General features: G+C 73.0%; 17 protein-coding genes, 2 tRNA genes and 1 pseudogene. 11 read left to right on the top strand and 9 right to left on the bottom strand.

The features are described from left to right. The first annotated feature begins 62 nt into the window (after positions 1-62). A complete protein-coding gene (locus ICW24_RS12280) occupies positions 63-467 on the top strand; it encodes a hypothetical protein (RefSeq protein ID WP_226345995.1) in 405 nt (134 codons plus the stop codon). 294 nt (positions 468-761) lie between these two features. Here the strand turns inward: ICW24_RS12280 and ICW24_RS12275 are convergent, their stop codons facing one another. Then, a complete protein-coding gene (locus ICW24_RS12275) occupies positions 762-2,213 on the bottom strand; it encodes an NAD-dependent succinate-semialdehyde dehydrogenase (protein ID WP_226345994.1) in 1,452 nt (483 codons plus the stop codon). 184 nt (positions 2,214-2,397) lie between these two features. Between ICW24_RS12275 and ICW24_RS12270 the strand changes: the two genes are divergently transcribed. Beyond that, positions 2,398-3,651: an aspartate aminotransferase family protein gene (locus ICW24_RS12270; protein ID WP_226345993.1), complete on the top strand. Its 1,254-nt coding sequence runs from the start codon at positions 2,398-2,400 to the stop codon at positions 3,649-3,651. A 92-nt stretch (positions 3,652-3,743) separates the two neighbouring features. On the opposite strand, the gene ICW24_RS12265 is transcribed toward ICW24_RS12270, so the two are convergent. The 4 genes from ICW24_RS12265 to ICW24_RS12250 all read right to left on the bottom strand — a co-directional run bounded on the left by ICW24_RS12265 (position 3,744) and on the right by ICW24_RS12250 (position 7,116). Continuing rightward, a complete protein-coding gene (locus ICW24_RS12265) occupies positions 3,744-5,114 on the bottom strand; it encodes an MFS transporter (protein ID WP_226345992.1) in 1,371 nt (456 codons plus the stop codon). Positions 5,115-5,338: 224 nt separating this feature from the next. Further along, complete coding sequence (locus tag ICW24_RS12260; protein ID WP_226345991.1) at positions 5,339-6,175, bottom strand: aldo/keto reductase; 837 nt, start codon at positions 6,173-6,175, stop codon at positions 5,339-5,341. 328 nt (positions 6,176-6,503) lie between these two features. Next, positions 6,504-6,590, bottom strand: a tRNA-Ser gene (locus tag ICW24_RS12255). A 49-nt stretch (positions 6,591-6,639) separates the two neighbouring features. Further along, positions 6,640-7,116, bottom strand: a complete 477-nt coding sequence (locus ICW24_RS12250) for a nucleoside deaminase (protein ID WP_226346026.1) — start codon at positions 7,114-7,116, stop codon at positions 6,640-6,642. 190 nt (positions 7,117-7,306) lie between these two features. Here ICW24_RS12250 and upp point away from each other — a divergent pair, with 190 nt between their 5' ends. After that, positions 7,307-7,945 (top strand): uracil phosphoribosyltransferase, encoded by a 639-nt coding sequence (upp, locus tag ICW24_RS12245; RefSeq protein WP_226345990.1) that lies wholly within the window; start codon positions 7,307-7,309, stop codon positions 7,943-7,945. 3 nt (positions 7,946-7,948) lie between these two features. Here upp and ICW24_RS12240 read toward each other — a convergent pair whose 3' ends face one another. Further along, complete coding sequence (locus tag ICW24_RS12240) at positions 7,949-8,281, bottom strand: YnfA family protein (protein ID WP_226346025.1); 333 nt, start codon at positions 8,279-8,281, stop codon at positions 7,949-7,951. Beyond that, on the bottom strand, positions 8,278-9,729 hold the full coding sequence (locus ICW24_RS12235; protein ID WP_226345989.1) for a DUF294 nucleotidyltransferase-like domain-containing protein: 1,452 nt from the start codon (positions 9,727-9,729) through the stop codon (positions 8,278-8,280). The genes ICW24_RS12240 and ICW24_RS12235 overlap by 4 nt, the downstream gene beginning before the upstream one ends. A gap of 165 nt (positions 9,730-9,894) precedes the next feature. Between ICW24_RS12235 and ICW24_RS12230 the strand changes: the two genes are divergently transcribed. Both ICW24_RS12230 and ICW24_RS12225 read left to right on the top strand, forming a co-directional pair. Then, complete coding sequence (locus ICW24_RS12230) at positions 9,895-10,065, top strand: hypothetical protein (RefSeq protein ID WP_226345988.1); 171 nt, start codon at positions 9,895-9,897, stop codon at positions 10,063-10,065. Positions 10,066-10,078: 13 nt separating this feature from the next. After that, complete coding sequence (locus ICW24_RS12225; RefSeq protein ID WP_226345987.1) at positions 10,079-11,053, top strand: PH domain-containing protein; 975 nt, start codon at positions 10,079-10,081, stop codon at positions 11,051-11,053. A gap of 43 nt (positions 11,054-11,096) precedes the next feature. Here the strand turns inward: ICW24_RS12225 and ICW24_RS12220 are convergent, their stop codons facing one another. Together ICW24_RS12220 and ICW24_RS12215 are read right to left on the bottom strand one after the other, a co-directional pair. Beyond that, positions 11,097-11,651 carry a VOC family protein gene (locus ICW24_RS12220; protein WP_226345986.1) on the bottom strand — a complete coding sequence of 185 codons (555 nt, stop codon included), beginning with the start codon at positions 11,649-11,651 and terminating at the stop codon, positions 11,097-11,099. Positions 11,652-11,807: 156 nt separating this feature from the next. After that, positions 11,808-11,880, bottom strand: a tRNA-Arg gene (locus ICW24_RS12215). 359 nt (positions 11,881-12,239) lie between these two features. On the opposite strand from ICW24_RS12215, the gene ICW24_RS12210 reads away from it, so the two are divergent. The 6 genes and pseudogenes from ICW24_RS12210 to ICW24_RS12185 all read left to right on the top strand — a co-directional run bounded on the left by ICW24_RS12210 (position 12,240) and on the right by ICW24_RS12185 (position 17,955). Then, the gene (locus ICW24_RS12210; protein WP_226345985.1) at positions 12,240-13,427 is read left to right on the top strand and encodes a hypothetical protein; all 1,188 of its coding nucleotides are present in this window, start codon (positions 12,240-12,242) and stop codon (positions 13,425-13,427) included. A gap of 10 nt (positions 13,428-13,437) precedes the next feature. After that, positions 13,438-13,824: a hypothetical protein gene (locus ICW24_RS19735; RefSeq protein ID WP_226345984.1), complete on the top strand. Its 387-nt coding sequence runs from the start codon at positions 13,438-13,440 to the stop codon at positions 13,822-13,824. Next, positions 13,791-16,348 (top strand): annotated as a pseudogene (gene lysX / locus ICW24_RS19950) (bifunctional lysylphosphatidylglycerol synthetase/lysine--tRNA ligase LysX); the annotation flags it as partial. The gene ICW24_RS19735 and the pseudogene lysX, both read left to right, overlap by 34 nt. Positions 16,349-16,475: 127 nt before the next feature. Continuing rightward, a complete protein-coding gene (locus ICW24_RS19940; protein ID WP_372360589.1) occupies positions 16,476-16,538 on the top strand; it encodes a hypothetical protein in 63 nt (20 codons plus the stop codon). A gap of 43 nt (positions 16,539-16,581) precedes the next feature. Then, on the top strand, positions 16,582-17,418 hold the full coding sequence (locus tag ICW24_RS12190; RefSeq protein WP_226345983.1) for a DUF998 domain-containing protein: 837 nt from the start codon (positions 16,582-16,584) through the stop codon (positions 17,416-17,418). A 369-nt stretch (positions 17,419-17,787) separates the two neighbouring features. Further along, positions 17,788-17,955, top strand: a complete 168-nt coding sequence (locus ICW24_RS12185) for a hypothetical protein (RefSeq protein ID WP_226345982.1) — start codon at positions 17,788-17,790, stop codon at positions 17,953-17,955. Positions 17,956-18,003 lie beyond the last annotated feature (48 nt).

Here is an 18,003-nt window from a genome sequence, read left to right as displayed (position 1 = left end):
CCGGCATGGTCGCCGGTCGCCCCGACCTACGCGACGGCGCACACCCGTCCCGTCTTCGAGTCGTGACCTCTGTCCTGTCGTGGCTCGACGGATTCGTGCACTCGTCCGGCGCAGGCGGACTCGGCGCACTTCTGGCCGCTCTCATCGCATGGAGCGCCGCCCGGGCCGGGCTCCGTCAACGGGCGACCTCGGCATCCGACGAGTCCCGGCGCCACGCTGAGGACGCACGCCACGAGAAGTGGTGGTCCCGACTTCAGTGGGCCCTGGACCGCTACGCGAGCTCGGATCCTCGCGAACGTCACATCGGCGAGGCATACCTGTTCGAGCTCATCAACAGTCGCTTCGCAGACGCCGAGGAGGCCACGATGATCGAGGCCATCATCGAACGCAGCCGCGACCACCCGCCGGTTGCCACGCTCTCCGACCGCGTCCGACAATGGCACCGGAGAGTGAGGTGGTTGCCATGACAGGACACCTGATCCCGCAGCCCGGGTTCGACTCGACGGATCGGCAGGGCAGGAACGGATCGACCCCCGCCTACACGCCCTTCGAGGCGGCTGTGAAGGTCGTCGCGATGCGCAAACGCGGGGAGGGCGAGGGGGTGACACCCGGCCTGTTGTCGACGGCCATGAGGTTTCCCCAGTTCGCCGTGTCCGAGCGCCGATCGGGGGCCGGTCGAGCCTGATCACACTCAGGCGCCCGCCCGAGCGGACCGGGCCGCCCCCGATGCGGGGGCGGCCCGGTCCTGCGTCGGGCGTGGCTCACATCTGGATGCCGACGTACTTCACCTCGAGGAACTCGTCGATGCCGATGCTGCCGCCCTCGCGGCCGAGGCCCGACTCCTTGACCCCGCCGAACGGGGCAGCCGGGTTGGACACGACGCCCTGGTTGAGGCCGACCATGCCGGTCTCGATCGCCTCGGCGACGCGGATCCCGCGCCGCAGGTCGTTGGTGAAGACGTAGGCGACGAGCCCGAACTCGGTGTCGTTGGCGAGGCGGACCGCCTCGTCCTCGGTCTCGAACGGGGTGAGGGGCGCGACGGGGCCGAAGATCTCCTCGTGCGCCATCCGGGCGCTCTGAGGCACGCCGGTGAGCACCGTCGGGGTGAAGAAGAAGCCCTCGCCCTGCGGCGCCGACCCGCCGGTGAGGACGGTGGCGCCCTGGCCCACGGCGTCGTCGACGAGCTCGCGCACCTTCGCCTGGGCGGCGTCGTCGATGAGCGGACCGACCTTCGTGTCGGGCTCGAGGCCGGGCCCCACGGTGAGCTCGGCCATCTTCGCCGACAGCTTCGACCCGAACTCGTCGATGACGGAGGAGTGCACGTAGATGCGGTTGGCGGCGGTGCACGCCTCGCCCATGTTCCGCATCTTGGCCGCCATCGCGCCGGCGACGGCCTCGTCGAGGTCGGCGTCCTCGAAGACGACGAACGGCGCGTTGCCGCCCAGCTCCATCGACGTGCGCATGACCTTCTCGGCGCACTGCTCGAGGAGGATCTTGCCCACCTTCGTCGAGCCCGTGAACGACAGCTTGCGCGCGAGCCCGGAGCGGATGAGCGGCTCCATCGTCTCGCCGGACCGCATGGCGCTCACGCAGTTGACCACGCCGGCCGGCAGCCCGGCCTCGGCGAGGATCTCCATGAGGGCGAGCATCGACAGCGGCGTCTGGTGCGCCGGCTTGATGACGCTCGCGCAGCCCGCGGCGATGGCGGGACCGAGCTTGCGGGTGCCCATCGCCATCGGGAAGTTCCACGGCGTGATGAGGATGCACGGGCCGACGGGCTGCTTCGTCACGAGAAAGCGCGCGTTGCCGGCGGGCGCCGTGGCGTATCCCCCGTCGATGCGGACCGCCTCGGCCGCGAAGTGGCGGAAGAACTCCGCGGCGTAGATGATCTCGCCCCTGGCCTCGGCCAGCGGCTTGCCCATCTCGAGCGTCATGAGGCGGGCGAGGTCGTCGGCCCGCTCGTGCAGCAGCTCGAAGGCGCGGGTGAGGATGTCGGCGCGCTCCCGCGGCGACGTCGCCGCGAACCCGGCCTGCGCGGCCACGGCGGCGTCGAGCGCGGCGCGGGCGTCCTCCGGCGAGGCATCGGCGACGGCGCACAGGACCTGCCCGGTGGCCGGATCCAGCACGTCGAACGTCGCGCCGCCGGCGGCGTCGACCCACTCACCCCCGATGAACAGCTGCTTCTTGACGCTCTCGACCACGGTGTCGCTCATGGGCGGATCAGTCCTCTCCTGGAAGTCGTACGTCGTGTCTGTCGTCCTGCTACCCGATCCTGCCACCGCGATGCGACGACCGGCAGGGGCGCGGGACCGGCCGGCGGACGTCCCCCACCTCCCCCCTGTCCCGGGTCGACGTCCTGCCCTAGGCTGATTGTCGACAATCTACCGAGGAGGATCCATGGCTGAACTGTCCCCCGCCCTCAAGCAGGCCACCGGCGTCGTCGCGGAGCGCGGAGAAGGCGCGCTCCTGTTCGACAAGGAGGGTCGTCGCTACCTCGACTTCACGTCCGGGATCGGCGTCACGAGCACGGGACACTGCCACCCCAAGGTCGTCGCCGCGGCGCAGGAGCAGGTCGGCAAGCTCATCCACGGCCAGTACACGACGATCAAGCACGAGCCGCTGCTCACGCTCACCGAGCGGCTCTCGGAGGTGCTCCCGAGCGGCCTGGAGAGCGTGTTCTTCGCCAACTCCGGTTCCGAGGCCGCCGAGGCCGCGCTGCGCCTCGCCCGCCAGGCCACGGGCCGCCCCAACGTCATCGTCTTCCACGGCGGGTTCCACGGCCGGACCGTGGCCGCCGCGTCGATGACGACGTCCGGCACCAAGTACCGCTCGGGCTTCTCCCCGCTCATGGCCGGCGTGTACGTCTCCCCGTTCCCCGACCCGAACCACTTCGGCTGGAGCGAGGAGGAGACGACCGACTTCGCGCTCAAGCAGCTCGACTACACGCTGCAGACCATCTCCTCGCCGCAGGACACGGCGGCGTTCCTCGTCGAGCCCGTGCTCGGCGAGGGCGGGTACGTCCCCGGCAACAAGCGGTTCTTCGACGGCCTGCGCGAGCGCGCCGACAAGCACGGCATCGTCTTCGTCCTCGACGAGGTGCAGACGGGCTGGGGCCGCACCGGCAAGTTCTGGGGCGGCGACCACTTCGACGCGAAGCCCGACGTCATCATGACGGCCAAGGGCATCGCCTCCGGCTTCCCCATCTCGGCGATCGCCGCCAAGCCCGAGATCATGGCCAAGGCGTGGCCCGGCAGCCAGGGCGGCACCTACGGCGCCAACGCGGTGGCCTGCGCCGCCGCGATCGCGACGCTCGACGTCATCAAGGACGAGAAGCTCGTCGAGAACTCGGCCGCCCGCGGCGACCAGCTCAAGGCCGCCCTCGAGAAGGTCGCCACCGACCACTCCCGCATCACCGACGTCCGCGGGCTCGGGCTGATGATCGGCAACGAGTTCCGTGACGGCGACGGCAACCCCGACGGCACGCTGGCCACGGCGGTCCAGCAGGAGGCGGCGAAGCGGGGCCTGCTGCTGCTCACATGCGGCCCGTGGGGCCAGGTCGTCCGGTTCATCCCGGCTCTCGTCGTCGACGAGGCGCTCGTCGACGAGGCGGCCGGCGTCTGGCGCGAGTCGGTCGACGCCGTCCTGAGCTGACGCGGCCGCAGGCGTCCCCGCACACGTCGAGGCCCGCCGCCCCCGAGGGGGTGGCGGGCCTCGTCGTGACCGCACCGGCGGCCGCGGTCCGATCAGGTCGCGCGGGACAGGGCGGCCTGCTCGGCGTGGGCCTCGTCGGTGCCGGGCAGCTCGGTTCCCCGCAGCGACTCGCCCTTCGTCTCGATCATCGTGAACGCCGCGACGAGGCCGACGACGCACGCCCCCACCATGTAGTAGGCGGGCCACATATTGTCCCCGGTCGCGGAGATGAGCGCCTCGTTCGCCGCGGGCGCGGTGCCACCGAACAGCGACGTCGCGACGTTGTACCCGAGCGCCAGGCCCGCGTAACGCACGTGGGTCGGAAACATCGCGGGGAACGTCGCCGAGATCGTCGCGAGCTGGGGCGTGTACAGCAGGCCCAGGACGGCGAAGGCGATGATCGCCTGGGGGAAACCCTGCGACATGAAGTGGTACATCGGGATCGTCAACACGATGAGCGCGATGAGCGAGGCGAGCCACATGGGCTTGCGTCCGACCTTGTCGGACAACCCGCCGACGAACGGCAGGATCGCCATCATCGCGAACTGGCCGATGATCGGCACCCACAGCGAACCCGTCTTGCTCAGGCCGATCGCGCCCTCGAGGTAGGTCGGCATGTACGAGAGCAGCGTGTAGTTGACGACGTTGAGCGCGATGACGAGACCGGACAGGCGCAGCATGACCGGCAGGTACGTGGTCAGCAGGTCCTTGAACTTGTCGGTGACCTTCTCGTCGACGGCCTCCTGCTGCTTCTCGATCTCGCGGAAGACCGGGGTGTCCTCAATCTTGCTGCGCAGGTACATGCCGACGAGGCCGAGCGGGCCGGCGATGAGGAAGGGCACGCGCCAGCCCCACGAGATGAGCTGGTCGTCACTGAGGAACGTCGTCAGGCCGACCATGAGCAGGGCGCCGAGGTTGAAGCCGGCGAGGGTGCCGAACTCGAGGAAGCTGCCGAAGAACCCGCGCCGGTTGTCGGGCGCGTACTCGGCCATGAAGGTCGCCGCGCCGCCGTATTCGCCGCCCGTCGAGAATCCCTGGATCATGCGCAGGGCGTACAGGAGGATCGGGGCGAGGATGCCGACCGAGGAGTAGCTGGGGAGCAGTCCGACGCAGAAGGTGGCCCCGGCCATGAGGATGATCGTCATGGCGAGGACCTTCTTGCGGCCGATCTTGTCGCCGAGCGGGCCCCAGAAGATTCCGCCGAGGGGCCGCATGACGAACGAGACCGCGAAGGCGAGCAGGGTCCAGATGACGGCCTCGGTGTCGTCCGGGAACAGCACCCGGGCGATGACCGTGGCGCCGTAGGCGTAGATGCCGTAGTCGAACCACTCGACGGCGTTACCCATCGCCGAGGCGCCGATGGCGCGTTTGAGGACGGCCGGGTCTACGTCTTTCGTGTCGGCCGTGGGGGAAGTCGAGCCCATGTCTGTCTCCTCGCTGGAGTCGGTCACGCGACGTGCGGCCCGGGTGCCGGGCCGCGCTCCGGTGGGCCCGATGCCGTCGCGGGCCTGCTGGTCCTATTGTCGACAATCGGAGGCTACACACGTTCGACCCGCCTCACCACTGACTCCGGGAGGTTTTACGGGCCCGAAACGCGGACCGCCCGCGCCCCGGAGGTCCGGGACGCGGGCGGAACGAGACGGGCGGGTCAGCCCTTGTGGTGGAACTCGGCCGGGTCGGGGCCGGTGCGCTCACCGCGGTCGAGGCCGCTGATCGCGGCGACGTCCTCGTCGTCGAGCGTGACGTCGAGCGCGCCGTAGTTCTCGACGATGCGCTCGGGCGTGACCGACTTGGGAATGACGACGTTGCCGATCGCGAGGTGCCACGCGAGGACGACCTGCGCCGGCGTCGCGCCGTGCTTCTGCGCGATCTTCGCGAGCGTGGCGTCGTCGAGCAGGCCCTTTCCGGACCCGAGCGGCGACCACGCCTGCGTGAGGATGTCGTGCTTCGCGTCGACCTCGCGCAGGCGCTCCTGCGTGAGATAGGGCGACAGCTCGATCTGGTGCATGACGGGCACGACGCCCGTCTCGGAGATGAGGTGCTCGAGCTGCTCCTCGGGGAAGTTCGAGACGCCGATCGACGTGACGCGCCCCTGCTTCTGCAGCTCGACGAACGCCTTCCACGTGTCGACGTACGTCTTCTCCCGGGGCATGGCCCAGTGGATGAGGTACATGTCGAGCGTGTCGATCCCGAGCTTGGCCATCGACGCGTCGAACGCCTTGAGCGTCGAGTCGTAGCCCTGCTCCGAGTTCCACAGCTTGGTGGTGACGAAGACGTCCTCGCGGGCGACGTCGTTGTTCTTCAGCGCACGGCCCACGCCCGCCTCGTTGCCGTACACGGCGGCGGTGTCGATGTGGCGGTAGCCGGCGTCGAGGGCGAGGCCGACGACCTTCTCGGCGACGTCGTCCTCGACCTGCCAGACGCCGTACCCGAGCTGCGGGATCGTGTGTCCGTCGTGGAACGTCAGCGTGGGGGATGTCGTCACGGGGGGAGTCCTTCCGTTGCGGGTGACCTACGTCCGCCCCAACCTCTCACGCCCCTGCAGTGTTCCGCCCGGGGGCGCCTCGACGCCCACGACCACCCGCCTCGCCGACGGGCCCCTCCTCCAAGCCCCCGCCGGACGCCCTGCCGTGCGCCAGCGTAGGAGCGCCCCACGTGCCGGACGCCGCGCGTCCTGGAGCGGGGTCCGCGCCGCGGTCGTCGCCGGTCGGCCGATCGTCGCCGGGGTCGGGCCACCGCCGACGAACGGCGCGTCCCAGGACAGCAGAAGGCCCCGTCCTCACGGTCGAGACGCGAGAACGGGGCCTGTGCGGCGGTGGCGGTGGGATTTGAACCCACGGAGGAGTTGCCCCCTCACACGCTTTCGAGGCGTGCTCCTTCGGCCGCTCGGACACGCCACCGCGGATCAGGGTACAGGCGCGTCCGGGGCCGGGCGAAATCGGCGACGGCTCACCCGCGGCCGGGCGCGCGGCGGGCGGAGAAGAAGTCGCGGAGCACGGCGACGCATTCGTCCTCGCGCACCCCGCCGACGACCTCGAGGCGGTGCAGGGCCCGGCGGTCGCGCACGAGATCCCAGACGGAACCGCAGGCCCCGGCCTTGTCGTCCCACGCCCCGAACACGACGCGGGCGACGCGGGCCTGCACCAGGGCGCCGGCGCACATGGGGCACGGCTCGAGGGTGACGGCCAGGGTCGCGCCGTCGAGGCGCCACCCGCCGCGCGCCGCGGCGGCCTCACGCAGCGCGAGGATCTCGGCGTGCGCGCACGGGTCGCCGTCGGCCTCCCGCCGGTTGTACCCGTCGCCCCACGTCGCGCCGTCGGGACCGACGACGACCGCGCCCACGGGCACGTCCCCCGAGGCGGCGCACCGGCCGGCGAGCGCGAGGGCGCGATCGACGAGAGCGACGTCCGCAGCGGAGACGGGCAACCCGCGGTAGCCGTGGACGACGGGCGCCTCGGTCGCCTCGCCGGGGGCGCCCGGCCCGTCGGCCTCGCCCCGCTCCGGCCCGCCGGGACCCTCGACCGGCGCCTCGCCCGACAGGCCGATCGGCGCCTCCTCCCGGGCCCCCGGTGAGGCGCTGGGCTTGTCCGCGTCGCTCACGGGCTAAGTTTCACCCATGCGCGTCCTCGTGGCCGACCACCCGCTCATCAACCACAAGCTCACCTACCTGCGCGACGAGAGGACGGACTCCCCCACCTTCCGCCGCCTCGCGGAGGAGCTCGTGACCCTGCTCGCCTACGAGGCGACCCGCGAGGTGCGCGTCGAGCCGTTCGACATCCGTACCCCCGTCGCCCCCACCCAGGGCATCAAGCTGTCGACGCCCAAGCCGCTCATCGTGCCGATCCTGCGCGCGGGCCTCGGGATGCTCGAGGGGATGGTGCGGCTCCTGCCCACCGCCGAGGTCGGCTTCCTCGGGATGGTGCGCGACGAGGCGACGCTCGAGGTCAGCGCGTACGCGAACCGCCTCCCCGACAACCTCTCGGGTCGCCAGTGCTACATCGTCGACCCGATGCTCGCCACGGGCCACACCCTCGTCATGGCCATCGACTACCTCGTGGGCAAGGGCGCGGACGACATCACGGCCGTCTGTCTGCTCGGTGCGCCGGAGGGCATCGCCCACCTGGAGGAGCGCCTCGCGGACGTCGACGTGCCCGTCACCCTCGTGCTCGGCGCCATCGACGAGAAGCTCGACGAGAACGGCTACATCGTGCCGGGGCTCGGCGACGCGGGCGACCGCCTGTACGGCGTCGTCTGATCCTCAGGTCCGCGGGGCGTACATGATGACGGCGACCCCCGCCAGGCAGACGAGGGCGCCCGTGACGTCCCAGCGGTCGGGGCGGAACCCGTCGACGACCATGCCCCACAGGAGCGATCCCGCGACGAACACCCCGCCGTACGCGGCGAGGATGCGCCCGAAGTTCGCGTCGGGCTGCAGCGTGGCGACGAACCCGTAGAGGCCGAGCGCGACGACGCCCGCGCCCACCCAGAGCAGACCCCGGTGTTCGCGGACGCCCTGCCAGACGAGCCAGGCGCCCCCGATCTCGGCGAGGGCGGCCAGCGCGAACAGCACGAGGGAACGCAGCACCATCAGGACAGCGCCTCGGCGACCCTCGCGGGAGACGGGGCCGTGGGGGGCGACGGCGGCGTGGGCGGATGAGTCGGCGGGGTCGGCTGGGCCACGGACGCCCGCAGGTCGCGGGCCACGTGGCCGGCCGCGGAGCAGGCGCTGCGCACGGCGGCCGCGTCGGCCGGCGTCGGGGGGACGCGCATGACGTCCATCCGCACCCCCGCCTGCGCGAGCACCGAGTAGGCGGACGACAACGCCCCGGCGGAGCCGGCGTCGATCGCCCCGAGCTCGACCGCGTCGGCGAGCCGCGCCGGGGTGGGCACCCGCGCCGACCCACCCTCGAGGGCGAACGCCCGGGCGACGTCCCGGATCGCACCGGCCGTCCGCAGCGCAGGACCGTCGACGTCGCGATCGTCGACCGCCGCGATCGCGCCCGCGAGCTCGTCGACCCGCCGCAGGGTGGCGTCGACGAGCTCCCGGGCGAAGCCGTTGGTGGTGACCGCGACCCGGCGCGCCGAACCGAACACCGCGTCGTAGAGCACCGGGTCGCCGACGACGCGACGCGCGTCGAACAGCTCCGGCGGCAGGCCCCGCGCCGACTCTCCCTCCAGGCCGGCGCGCACCCGGCCGCGCCACTCCGCGGCGGTCGAGGGCCCCGGATCCGTCGTGGCGACGAGGCCGGCCGGGAACCCGCACGCCAGCAGGGTGTCGACGACCTGCGCGGCGACGTCCCGGGCCCGCTGCTCGTCCTGGCCGTCGGCGAGGACGAGCGCGTTGTCCTGCCGGCCGTCGAGGGTGAGCTCACCGCGGCCGTGGGCGCCGAGCGCGACCCAGCAGAAGGCGTCGGGAGCCAGGCCCGTCCCGGCGGCGGCGAGCTGGACGGCGCGGGTCGTCGCGGCGTCCGCGATGGCCGTGACGACGCGCCCGAGGTCGTCGGCGCCCGCGCCGCGGCGGGCGAGCCGGTCGACGATCGAGGGCATCCGGGCGCAGGCCGACGCGACGCCGGCCGGGTCGGCGCGGGAGCCGATGTCGCGCACGAGGTGCACGGGATCGGCGTCCTCGAAGCGGCCCAGATCGGAACTCGTGACGACGCCGACGAGCCGGCCGGAGTCGACGACCGGCAGGTGGTGGATCCGCGCGTCCATCATGGCGAGCATGACCTCGAACGCGCGGGCGTCGACGTCGACGGTGAGGGGACCCGCGGTCATGATCGAGACGACCGAGTCGGCCGGGTCCAACCCCGTCGCGACGACGTGCCGGCGCAGGTCACGGTCGGTGACGATGCCGACCACGCGCGAGGCGTTGAGGATGACGACCGACGACACGTCCCGCCCGGCCATGACGCGGGCCGCGTCGCGGATCGAGGCCGCCGTGGTCGTCGTGACCGGGGCCCGGCGCACCAGGTCGCGGGCGGTGGTCCGCAGCATCGAGAGCTCGTCGGCGGGTCCGAGGCGGTCCGGGGGCATGGTCATGCGATCACGCGCCCGCGGGCCCGGGCAAGGGCGCCGCGGCCGCCGCGTTGCGCGAGGGCCGCTCTGGCGCGTTCCGGCCCGGCGTCCCGGCCCGCGGCCCGGCGTGTGGTTCGATGGCTCCGACCTGTCGTCCCGATCCGGTTGCTCGCGCACACAAGGAGTTCCATGCCCCACACGGTGAAGAAGATCCTCACGTGGATCTTCTGGATCTTCGTGATCTACGCGATCTTCACGAACCCGGACCAGGCGGCCGACCTCGTCGTCACGGTCTGGGAGATCATCGTCAACGGGTTCAGCTCGATCGGCATCTTCTTCGACCGCATCCTCGGGCGCTGAGCGCGGGCGCGTCGTGCCGGAGCGGAACACCGACCAGCTCGAGCGCTACCTCCTCAAGGGCGAGCGGATCGTCGTCGCCGTCCACCGGCACTGGGGCGCCGTCGCGGAGCCCATGGTCACGACGTCGCTCGCGCTCGTCGCGGTCATCTGGTTCGCCGTCGGCGCCGACGAGGCCCTGACCGAGGTCGCGACGTTCGCGTGGTGCGCCTGGGTCGTCCTGCTCGGCCGCGCGCTGTGGATGCTCATCGAGTGGCGCCGGGAGTGGTTCATCGCCACCGACCGCCGGCTCCTGCTCGTGTACGGGTTCATCGTGCGCAAGGTCGACATGATGCCCCTGGGCAAGGTCACCGACATGACCTATCACCGCAGCATCCCCGGCCGCCTGCTCGGTTACGGCACGTTCGTCCTCGAGAGCGCCGGCACCGACCAGGCCCTCTCGCGCATCGGGTTCGTCCCGCACCCCGACCAGACCTACCGGGCGATGATCGGGCAGATCTTCCACCGCGAGGGCGACGACGACGTCGACGAGGGCACCGAGTACTCCGAGTACGAGGCCGAGGTGGAGCAGGAGCCGGATCCCGCCCGCCGGGCGAGCCTGCGGCAACGGTTCATGCGCTTCACGGGTCTCGCGCCGGGCGAGGCGATCGACGAGGGAGACGTGCAGGTGTCGGAGCAGTCCCGCCGCCGCTCCGAGGAGGAGCACGAGAACCCCGACCGTCACGGCCGACACGACCGTCGAGACCACGATGACCCGCACGACCACGACCCCCGCGACCGGGAGCAGCACGAGTGGCGGGACCGCGATCACCGCGACCGGAACGAGCACCGGGAGCACGAGGACGAGGGCACGTCGCTGTTCGCGGCCCACCCCGGCGAGAGCCTCTACCGCGGGGGGACCCCGGCGCCGCGGGAGCCCGGCGACGGCACGGCCGACTCCCCCGTCACCGACTTCCGCGACGACACGACCGGGTGGTGGAACCGCCCCTGAGGGCCGACCCCGCCTCGCCCGCCGTGGGGCGGGGCGTCGGGGGTCAGTGCGACGGCGTCGACCCGCCGGGCCCGGTGGGGCCGGTCTGCCCGGGCACGGAGCCGTCGTCGGGGACGGGCGGCAGGCGATCGTCGTCGGCGGCCTCGGGGCCGGCCGCCTCGGCCTGCTCCCCCTCGGCCTCGCGCCGGCGGGCCTCGAACTCACGCTCCTGCTCGCGGCGATCCTCCTCCGAGAGCGTCCGGCGCGGCGTGAGCAGCTGGTAGAAGCCGAGCGCGTTGCCCCAGTTGTCCGAGAAGTTGAGGAAGGCGACGACATCGGGGACGGTGACCACCTCGCCCAGCGGGACGCCGGCCTCGTGCAGCCGCGCGGAGGCCGAGTCGATGTCGTCGCACTCGAAGCGCACCCGGGCGTTGTTCGCCCCCGGCCGGTCGTGGCCCGTCGAGATCTGGAGCCAGGTGCCGCGGCAGACCTCCCACTCGAGGAAGTCGTCGAGGGGTGCGGTGTCGGGGCCACGGTCGAACACGAGGGTGTAGAAGTCGAGGACCTCGGTGTTGTCGCCGGCGTTGATCGCGATCGTCAACCCGCTCAGTTCCGCCATGCCCCCAGGGTAAGGTCTGCGTCCCGCCGGCCCGGACCGCTGCGGGCGGGCCCGATCGGCGAGATCATCGTGGGGGTTGCCCGGCCGCGAGCCCGGACGGATGATCAAGGCGCACATGCGAAACGGCCGGTCCGAGGACCGGCCGTTCACCGCGAGCGCACCCGTAGGGATTCGAACCCCAAACCTTCTGATCCGTAGTCAGATGCTCTATCCGTTGAGCTACGGGTGCTTGTCGCACGTCGGCGACGGATGCTCACTTTACAGCTCCCCGGGGCGAAGGTGAAATCGGTGGGCGCCTCCCGTCCGGGCCCCCGGATCGGGGGGCCCGGCGGGCACGGATCTCTCCGCCGCTGTGACCAATCGGAGCGCCTGTTGTGCACAGGACGTGAGGAATCCGGTCGATCGTGCCGATGGGGAAGGCCGATCGAGACCCGGCCCGACCGAGACCGAGACCAGGCCGAGGACGGCAGGACGGCAGGACGGCAGGACGGAGGACCGTGCGCGTGGACGCCGGTGTGACGCACGACGACGCGCGCGCCTTCCAGGACCGGCTCCGCGGCCTCGGGTTGCCGCTCATGGTCGAGGCGCGTGCGCCGGCGGTCCCTCTGGCGCCGCACGGCCGCGCCGTTGGCGGGAGCGCTCCAGGCGGCCGTGGGCCTCGCTGCCTTCGACCACCTCAGCCGGCAGGTCGAGCAGATCGAGACGAGCTCCGACCAGGTCGAGACGAACCTGGCCCTCATCGTCTCCGCCCTCGTCTGGCTGGGCGTCGCCCTGCTCGCGCCGCTCACCGCGTGGCTCGTCGGCGCGGTCGTGCGGCGGTTGCCCCGGCCGGTCGGCACGGGGATCGGTGTGCTCCTCGGCGTCGGGCTGCTCGTGGCGCCGGCCGCGGCCGCCGCGCCGGAGATGCGTGGCCTCGCGCTCGTCGGTGGCCCGCTCGTCGTCGCGGGTCTGCTCGGCGCGACGTACCTCGGAGTGGGCACGCTCGTGATGTGGTCGTCGCGGCGGGTGCTGCGGGAGCTGTCGACCCTGGCGCCCATGACCTCCCGGGCGTTGCCGGTCGTCATGCTCGCGCTGCTGTTCACCTTCTACAACGCCGAGATCTGGCAGATCGCCATCGCCCTGTCCGTCGGCCGCACGTGGGCGGCGGTCGCCGTGTTCGTCGTCCTCGCCGCCGCGCTCGTCACCGTGACCACCCGCGACGAGCTGACCGACGTGCTCGCCGAGCACGACCGCGACGGCTCGGAGCAGACCGTGCCGCCGCTGCGCCGGGCCGAACGCGTCAACCTGCTGCTCGTGCCGGTGCTCGTCACGCTCATGCAGATGGGCCTGTTCATGGTCCTCGTGTTCGCCTTCCTCGTCGCCTTCGGCTCGCTCTCCATCCCGGAGGCGACCGCCAAGGCATGGACGCAGGCCCCGCTCAACCGGTTCGACGGCGTGCTGGGGCAGCTCCCGGTGAGCCTGACGCTCGTGCAGGTGGCGATGATCCTCGCGGGGTTCTCGGGCCTGAACTTCGTCGCGTCGGCGAGCAGCGATCGCAGCCACCGGCAGAACTTCGTCGACCCGCTGCTCGACGAGGTCGTCCACGGCCTGCAGGTGCGCGACGCCTACCTCGAGCGGGATGGCCGCGCCGCAGCGGCTCCGAGCCCGATCACCGAGCGTGATGCCGAGCCCCCCGGCCCACCCCTCGCCCCGGTCCCCGACCACGCCACCGGCGCCACCGACGCCGACGACGACACGGCCACCGACCCGCACCCCGACCGCCTCGAGCAGAAGTAGCGTGGACGAAATGGGATCGAGCATCGCGACCGTGCCCGGCCGGGCTCCCGGCCGCGGCCCTCGCCACGGGTCGGTGTCCGAGGACGGCCGGCAGGACGGGCCGCCCTCCCCCGAGGCGGACCCTCAGCGTCGGGGAGCCCCGCAGCCGGCGCCGGATCGGCGTCGCGAGGCCGCCGTGACGTGGATCGCGCACGTCCTCGTGGCGGGCGCGATCTGGTCGCTGCTCTCGCTGTGGCTGTTCGACACGGCGTTCGGGCGCCTCGTGACGATCGTCTTCGACGGGCTCGCCGTGCCCGTCGGGCCCAGCCTCTTCTCGGCGGTCCTGCTGCTCGCCATCGCCGGGCCGATCCGGCGGCGCTCGCGGTGCTCGTGGGCGGGCTCGCCACCTCCTACGTGATCACCCTCCTGCTCGCGCTCGCGTTCCCTCGCACGCTCGTTGGTCTTCAGGAGAAGGCCCTCTGGTCGCTGCTCGCGACGTTCGGTGACCTCGCGGGGTACGACGACTCCGGTTTCAACGGGCACCTCGGGCACGCCTGGATCTTCACCCTCGCGGGCCTCATGTCGGCCGCCGCCCTGCTCTGGGCCTTCGCGGTCCTCTGGCGCGCCCAGCGCCACAGCTCCCACCTCAGCGCCGACGAGGATCTGGAGCTGCGGGCGCTGCTGCTGCGCGACGGCGAGGACGACTCCCTCGGCTACTTCGCCACCCGCCGTGACAGGGCCGTCGTCTTCTCCCCCGACCGCCGCGCCGCCGTCGTCTATCGCACGCAGGGCAGCGTGTCCGTCGCGAGCGGCGACCCCATCGGCGACCGCGAGTCGTGGCCGGGCGCCGTCGCCGCGTGGATCGCGGACGCGCGCACCCGGGGTCGCTACCCGGCGGTCCTCTCGGCCTCCGCCGCCGGGTCGACCGAGTACGTCGCGCACGGGCTGCGGGCCCTCGCCCTCGGCGACGAGGCGATCCTCGACGCCGACTCGTTCTCGCTCTCCGGCCGGGACATGAAGCCGATCCGCCAGGCCGTCACCCGCGTGCGCCGCGCCGGGTACACCGCCCAGGTCCGCCGGTGCGCCGACCTGGCGCCGCAGGAGGTCGACGAGGTCGTCCGCCTCGCCGACGCGTGGCGCGGCAACGACACCGAGCGCGGCTTCTCGATGGCGCTCGGGCGGCTGGGCGACCCGGCCGACGGACGCTGCCTCATCGTCACGGCCGTCGCCCCGGACGGCTCGATCCGCGGGCTGCTCACCTTCGTGCCCTGGGGGCGGCGCGGCGCCTCCCTCGACGTCATGCGCCGCTCCCCCGACGCCGAGAACGGCGTCACGGAGTTCATGGTCGCCGCCCTCATGGACGCGGCCGAGGGCCTCGGCCTGCGGCGCGTGTCGCTGAATTCGCCGTCTTCCGGCGCGTGTTCAGCCAGGCCGACGAGGTCGGCGCCGGCCCGGTCACCCGCCTCCTCGACCGGGCCCTCGGGGTCGCGTCCCGGTACTACCAGCTCGACAGCCTCTACCAGGCGAACGCGAAGTACGACCCGCACTGGGCGCCCCGGATGCTCTGCTACGACCCGGGGCTGACCATCGCGCGCGCCGGGCTCGCGATGGGGGTCGCGGAGGGGTTCGTCCCGACGCTCACCCCGCGGATCCTCTCCGGCGACCGGCCGGGCGCGAACCAGCCGCCCCGCCACGAGTCGGACTTCGTCGATCGGGTCGTCGCGCAGGAGCGGGAGCTGTGCCGTCCGCCCTCGCCCGTGCACCGGCTCAACGAACAGCAGCGCGTGCGCCACGAGGCCCTGCGCGCCCTGGAGGCGACCGGCCGGACCGGCTACCCCGTGGCCGTGCCCCGCGACACGAGCGTCGCCGCCGCCCGCGCGGCGTTCGCCTCGCCGTCGGCCCGGACGGAGAACGGTCCGGAAAGCGGCCCGCAGTCGGGCACGGGGTGCTCGTCCACCCCGGCCGTCGGGGACGTCGTCTCGGTCGTCGGGCGTGTCCGCGCGGTGCGCGACCTCGGCGGCGTCTCGTTCGCGGTGATCGAGGAGGGCGGCGCCCGCATCCAGGCCCTCGTCAGGGCCGACGGCACGCCGGCCGACGAGCGCGCCGCGTGGCGCCGCTTCGTCCACCTCGGCGACCAGGTGTCGGTGACGGGTCCGCTGCTCCGGTCGCGCAGCGGCGAGCCCAGCGTCGCGGTGCAGAGCTGGGTCATGGCCGCCACGTGCCTCAACCCGCTGCCGACGCTGCACGCGACCCTCGCCGAGTCGGCGCGCACGCGCCAGCGCACCCTCGACCTGCTCACCCACCCCGAGGCGGTGTACCTGCTGCGGGGCCGCGGCCTGGCCGTGCGCGCGCTGCGCGACGCGTTCGTCGCGGAGGGGTACCTCGAGGTGGAGACGCCGATGCTGCAGTCCGTGCACGGCGGCGCGTCGGCCCGCCCGTTCACGACGCACATCAACGCCTACGACATGGGCCTCTACCTGCGGATCGCCCCCGAACTGTTCCTCAAGCGGCTCATGGTCGCCGGGATGGACCGGATCTTCGAGGTCGGTCGCAACTTCCGCAACGAGGGCGCCGACGCCACCCACAACCCGGAGTTCACGTCCGTCGAGGCGTACGCCGCGCACGCCGACTACGTCGAGATGCGGAAGCTGACCAGGCGCGTCATCCTCGCGATGGCCCGCGCGGTGCACGGTCGGGAGATCGCGCTGCGCCCCGACGGCCAGGGCGGCTACACCGAGGTGGACCTCTCGGGCGAGTGGCCGGTGCGCACCCTGCACGAGGCCGTCGCGGAGGCGACCGGGGCACCGCTCACGCCGGAGACGCCGGCGGCGGAGGTCGCGGCCCTGTGTGCGCGGCACGACGTCGCCGTGCCGCTCGACGCGTCGGCCGGCCTCATGGTCAAGGAGCTGTACGAGGCGCTCGTCGAGAAGCAGACCGTCATGCCGACCTTCTACTGCGACTTCCCCGTCGAGGTCTCGCCCCTGGCCCGTCCCCACCGGCGCGTGCCCGGCCTCACCGAGCAGTGGGGCCCCCACGGGCGGCCTGGGGATCGGCGTCGACCGGGTCGTCATGATGTTCACGGGCCAGAACATCCGCGCCACCCTCGCCTTCCCGTTCGTCAAGCCGCGATGAGCCTCCCGATGAGCCCCTCGGTGATCCCCTCGATGAGCCCCCGATGAGCACGGTCGCACCCGGCATGGGCACGCGGGTGCCGGTGGCCGCGCGGGTCGCCCTCGCCGTCGCCGCCGTGACGTACAGCTCGTGGACGCTGGCCGGTTTCACCGGCTCGCGCCTCGACCCGCGCACGTCGTACGTGAGCGAGGTCTACGCGCTCGGCGAGCCGTGGGCCGTCGCCTTCCGGGCCGCGGACGCGGTGGCCGGGCTCGCGGCCCTGGCCGCCGCGTGGTGGCTGCGCCCCACCGTTCCCCGTGGGCGGCGGGACCCTGCCCGACCGGCCGGGCTCGCCCGGCTCACGCGCCTCACCCGGCCCACCCTCCTCACCCTGGTCGCCGTGCTCGGCCTCGCCGTCTTCGGCGCCGCCACCCTCGGCGACGCCGCCGCGCCGCTGAGCTGCACCCCGACCCACGATCCCGTGTGCAGCGCCGCCGAGACGCAGGGCGCGGTTCCTCTGCACCACACGCTCCACGCGATGACGAGGTCCATCGCCTCCACGGGCGCGCTCGCGTCGACCGTCGCGGCGGCCGCCCTGACGCTGACGCGCCGCCCCCGCCGCGGGGTGGCGTGGGCCTACGTCGCGCTCGCCGCGGCCTCGCTCGCCACGACCGCGTGGGTGCTCGTGGAGGTCGCAGCGATCACGCCCGGCCCGTCCGGCACCCCGCTCCTCGGGCGGGTCGGACTCGACGCCCTGGGCTGGGCCCAGCGGCTGCAGACGCTGCTCGTGGCGACGACGCTGCTGCTCGCCGCCGCCCGGCCACCGCGCGCCGCCGCGCCGGACCGCGCCGGCCCCGCCACCACCGCCACCACCACGGACGCCGCCGGGGGGACGTCGTGACGGCGGTGCCGGCCGTGCCTCACCAGGACCCCGTCTGGGGCGCGCCGCGCATCGTGCGCCGCGGCGAGCGGGCGCTGACGGTGTGGGAGGTGCCGCGCTCGCGCCCCGACGGGCCCGACGACCGGCCCGTCGCCCTCGTGGTCTCGGGCCTCGGCGGCGCGTGGTTCGACTGGGAGGCCGTCGCGCTCTCGGTGCGCGACCGGGTCCGGGTGCTCGTCGTCGACCGTCCCGGCTACGGGTCGCCCCTGGACGGACCGACGGTCACGCCCGACCTCACCGAGATCGCGGACCCGCGCGGACCTGCCCGCCATCCCCGTCCGCGCCGTCGTCGCCCGGCTGCCGTGGATCCCGGCGGCGGTCTCGTCGTGGGTGCGCGACCAGCGTCGCCAGGCCTGTACCTGGGCCGAGGGCCCCGGCCCCGCGCCGACCGTGCAGGTCGTCCGGGGCCGGCACATGATCATGCTCCAGTGGCCCGCGGTGCTCGCCGGTGCGCTGCTCGAGCTCGCGGCGGACGCGGCCCCCACCCCCGCGCCCTGACCCGCCGTCCGGACAGGTGTCCGGCGCTTGTGATCGCGATCACAAGCT

This window comes from Agilicoccus flavus (genome assembly GCF_014857905.1).
Classification (GTDB): domain Bacteria; phylum Actinomycetota; class Actinomycetes; order Actinomycetales; family Dermatophilaceae; genus Agilicoccus; species Agilicoccus flavus.
This window is presented reverse-complemented; position numbering and strand designations above follow the sequence as displayed.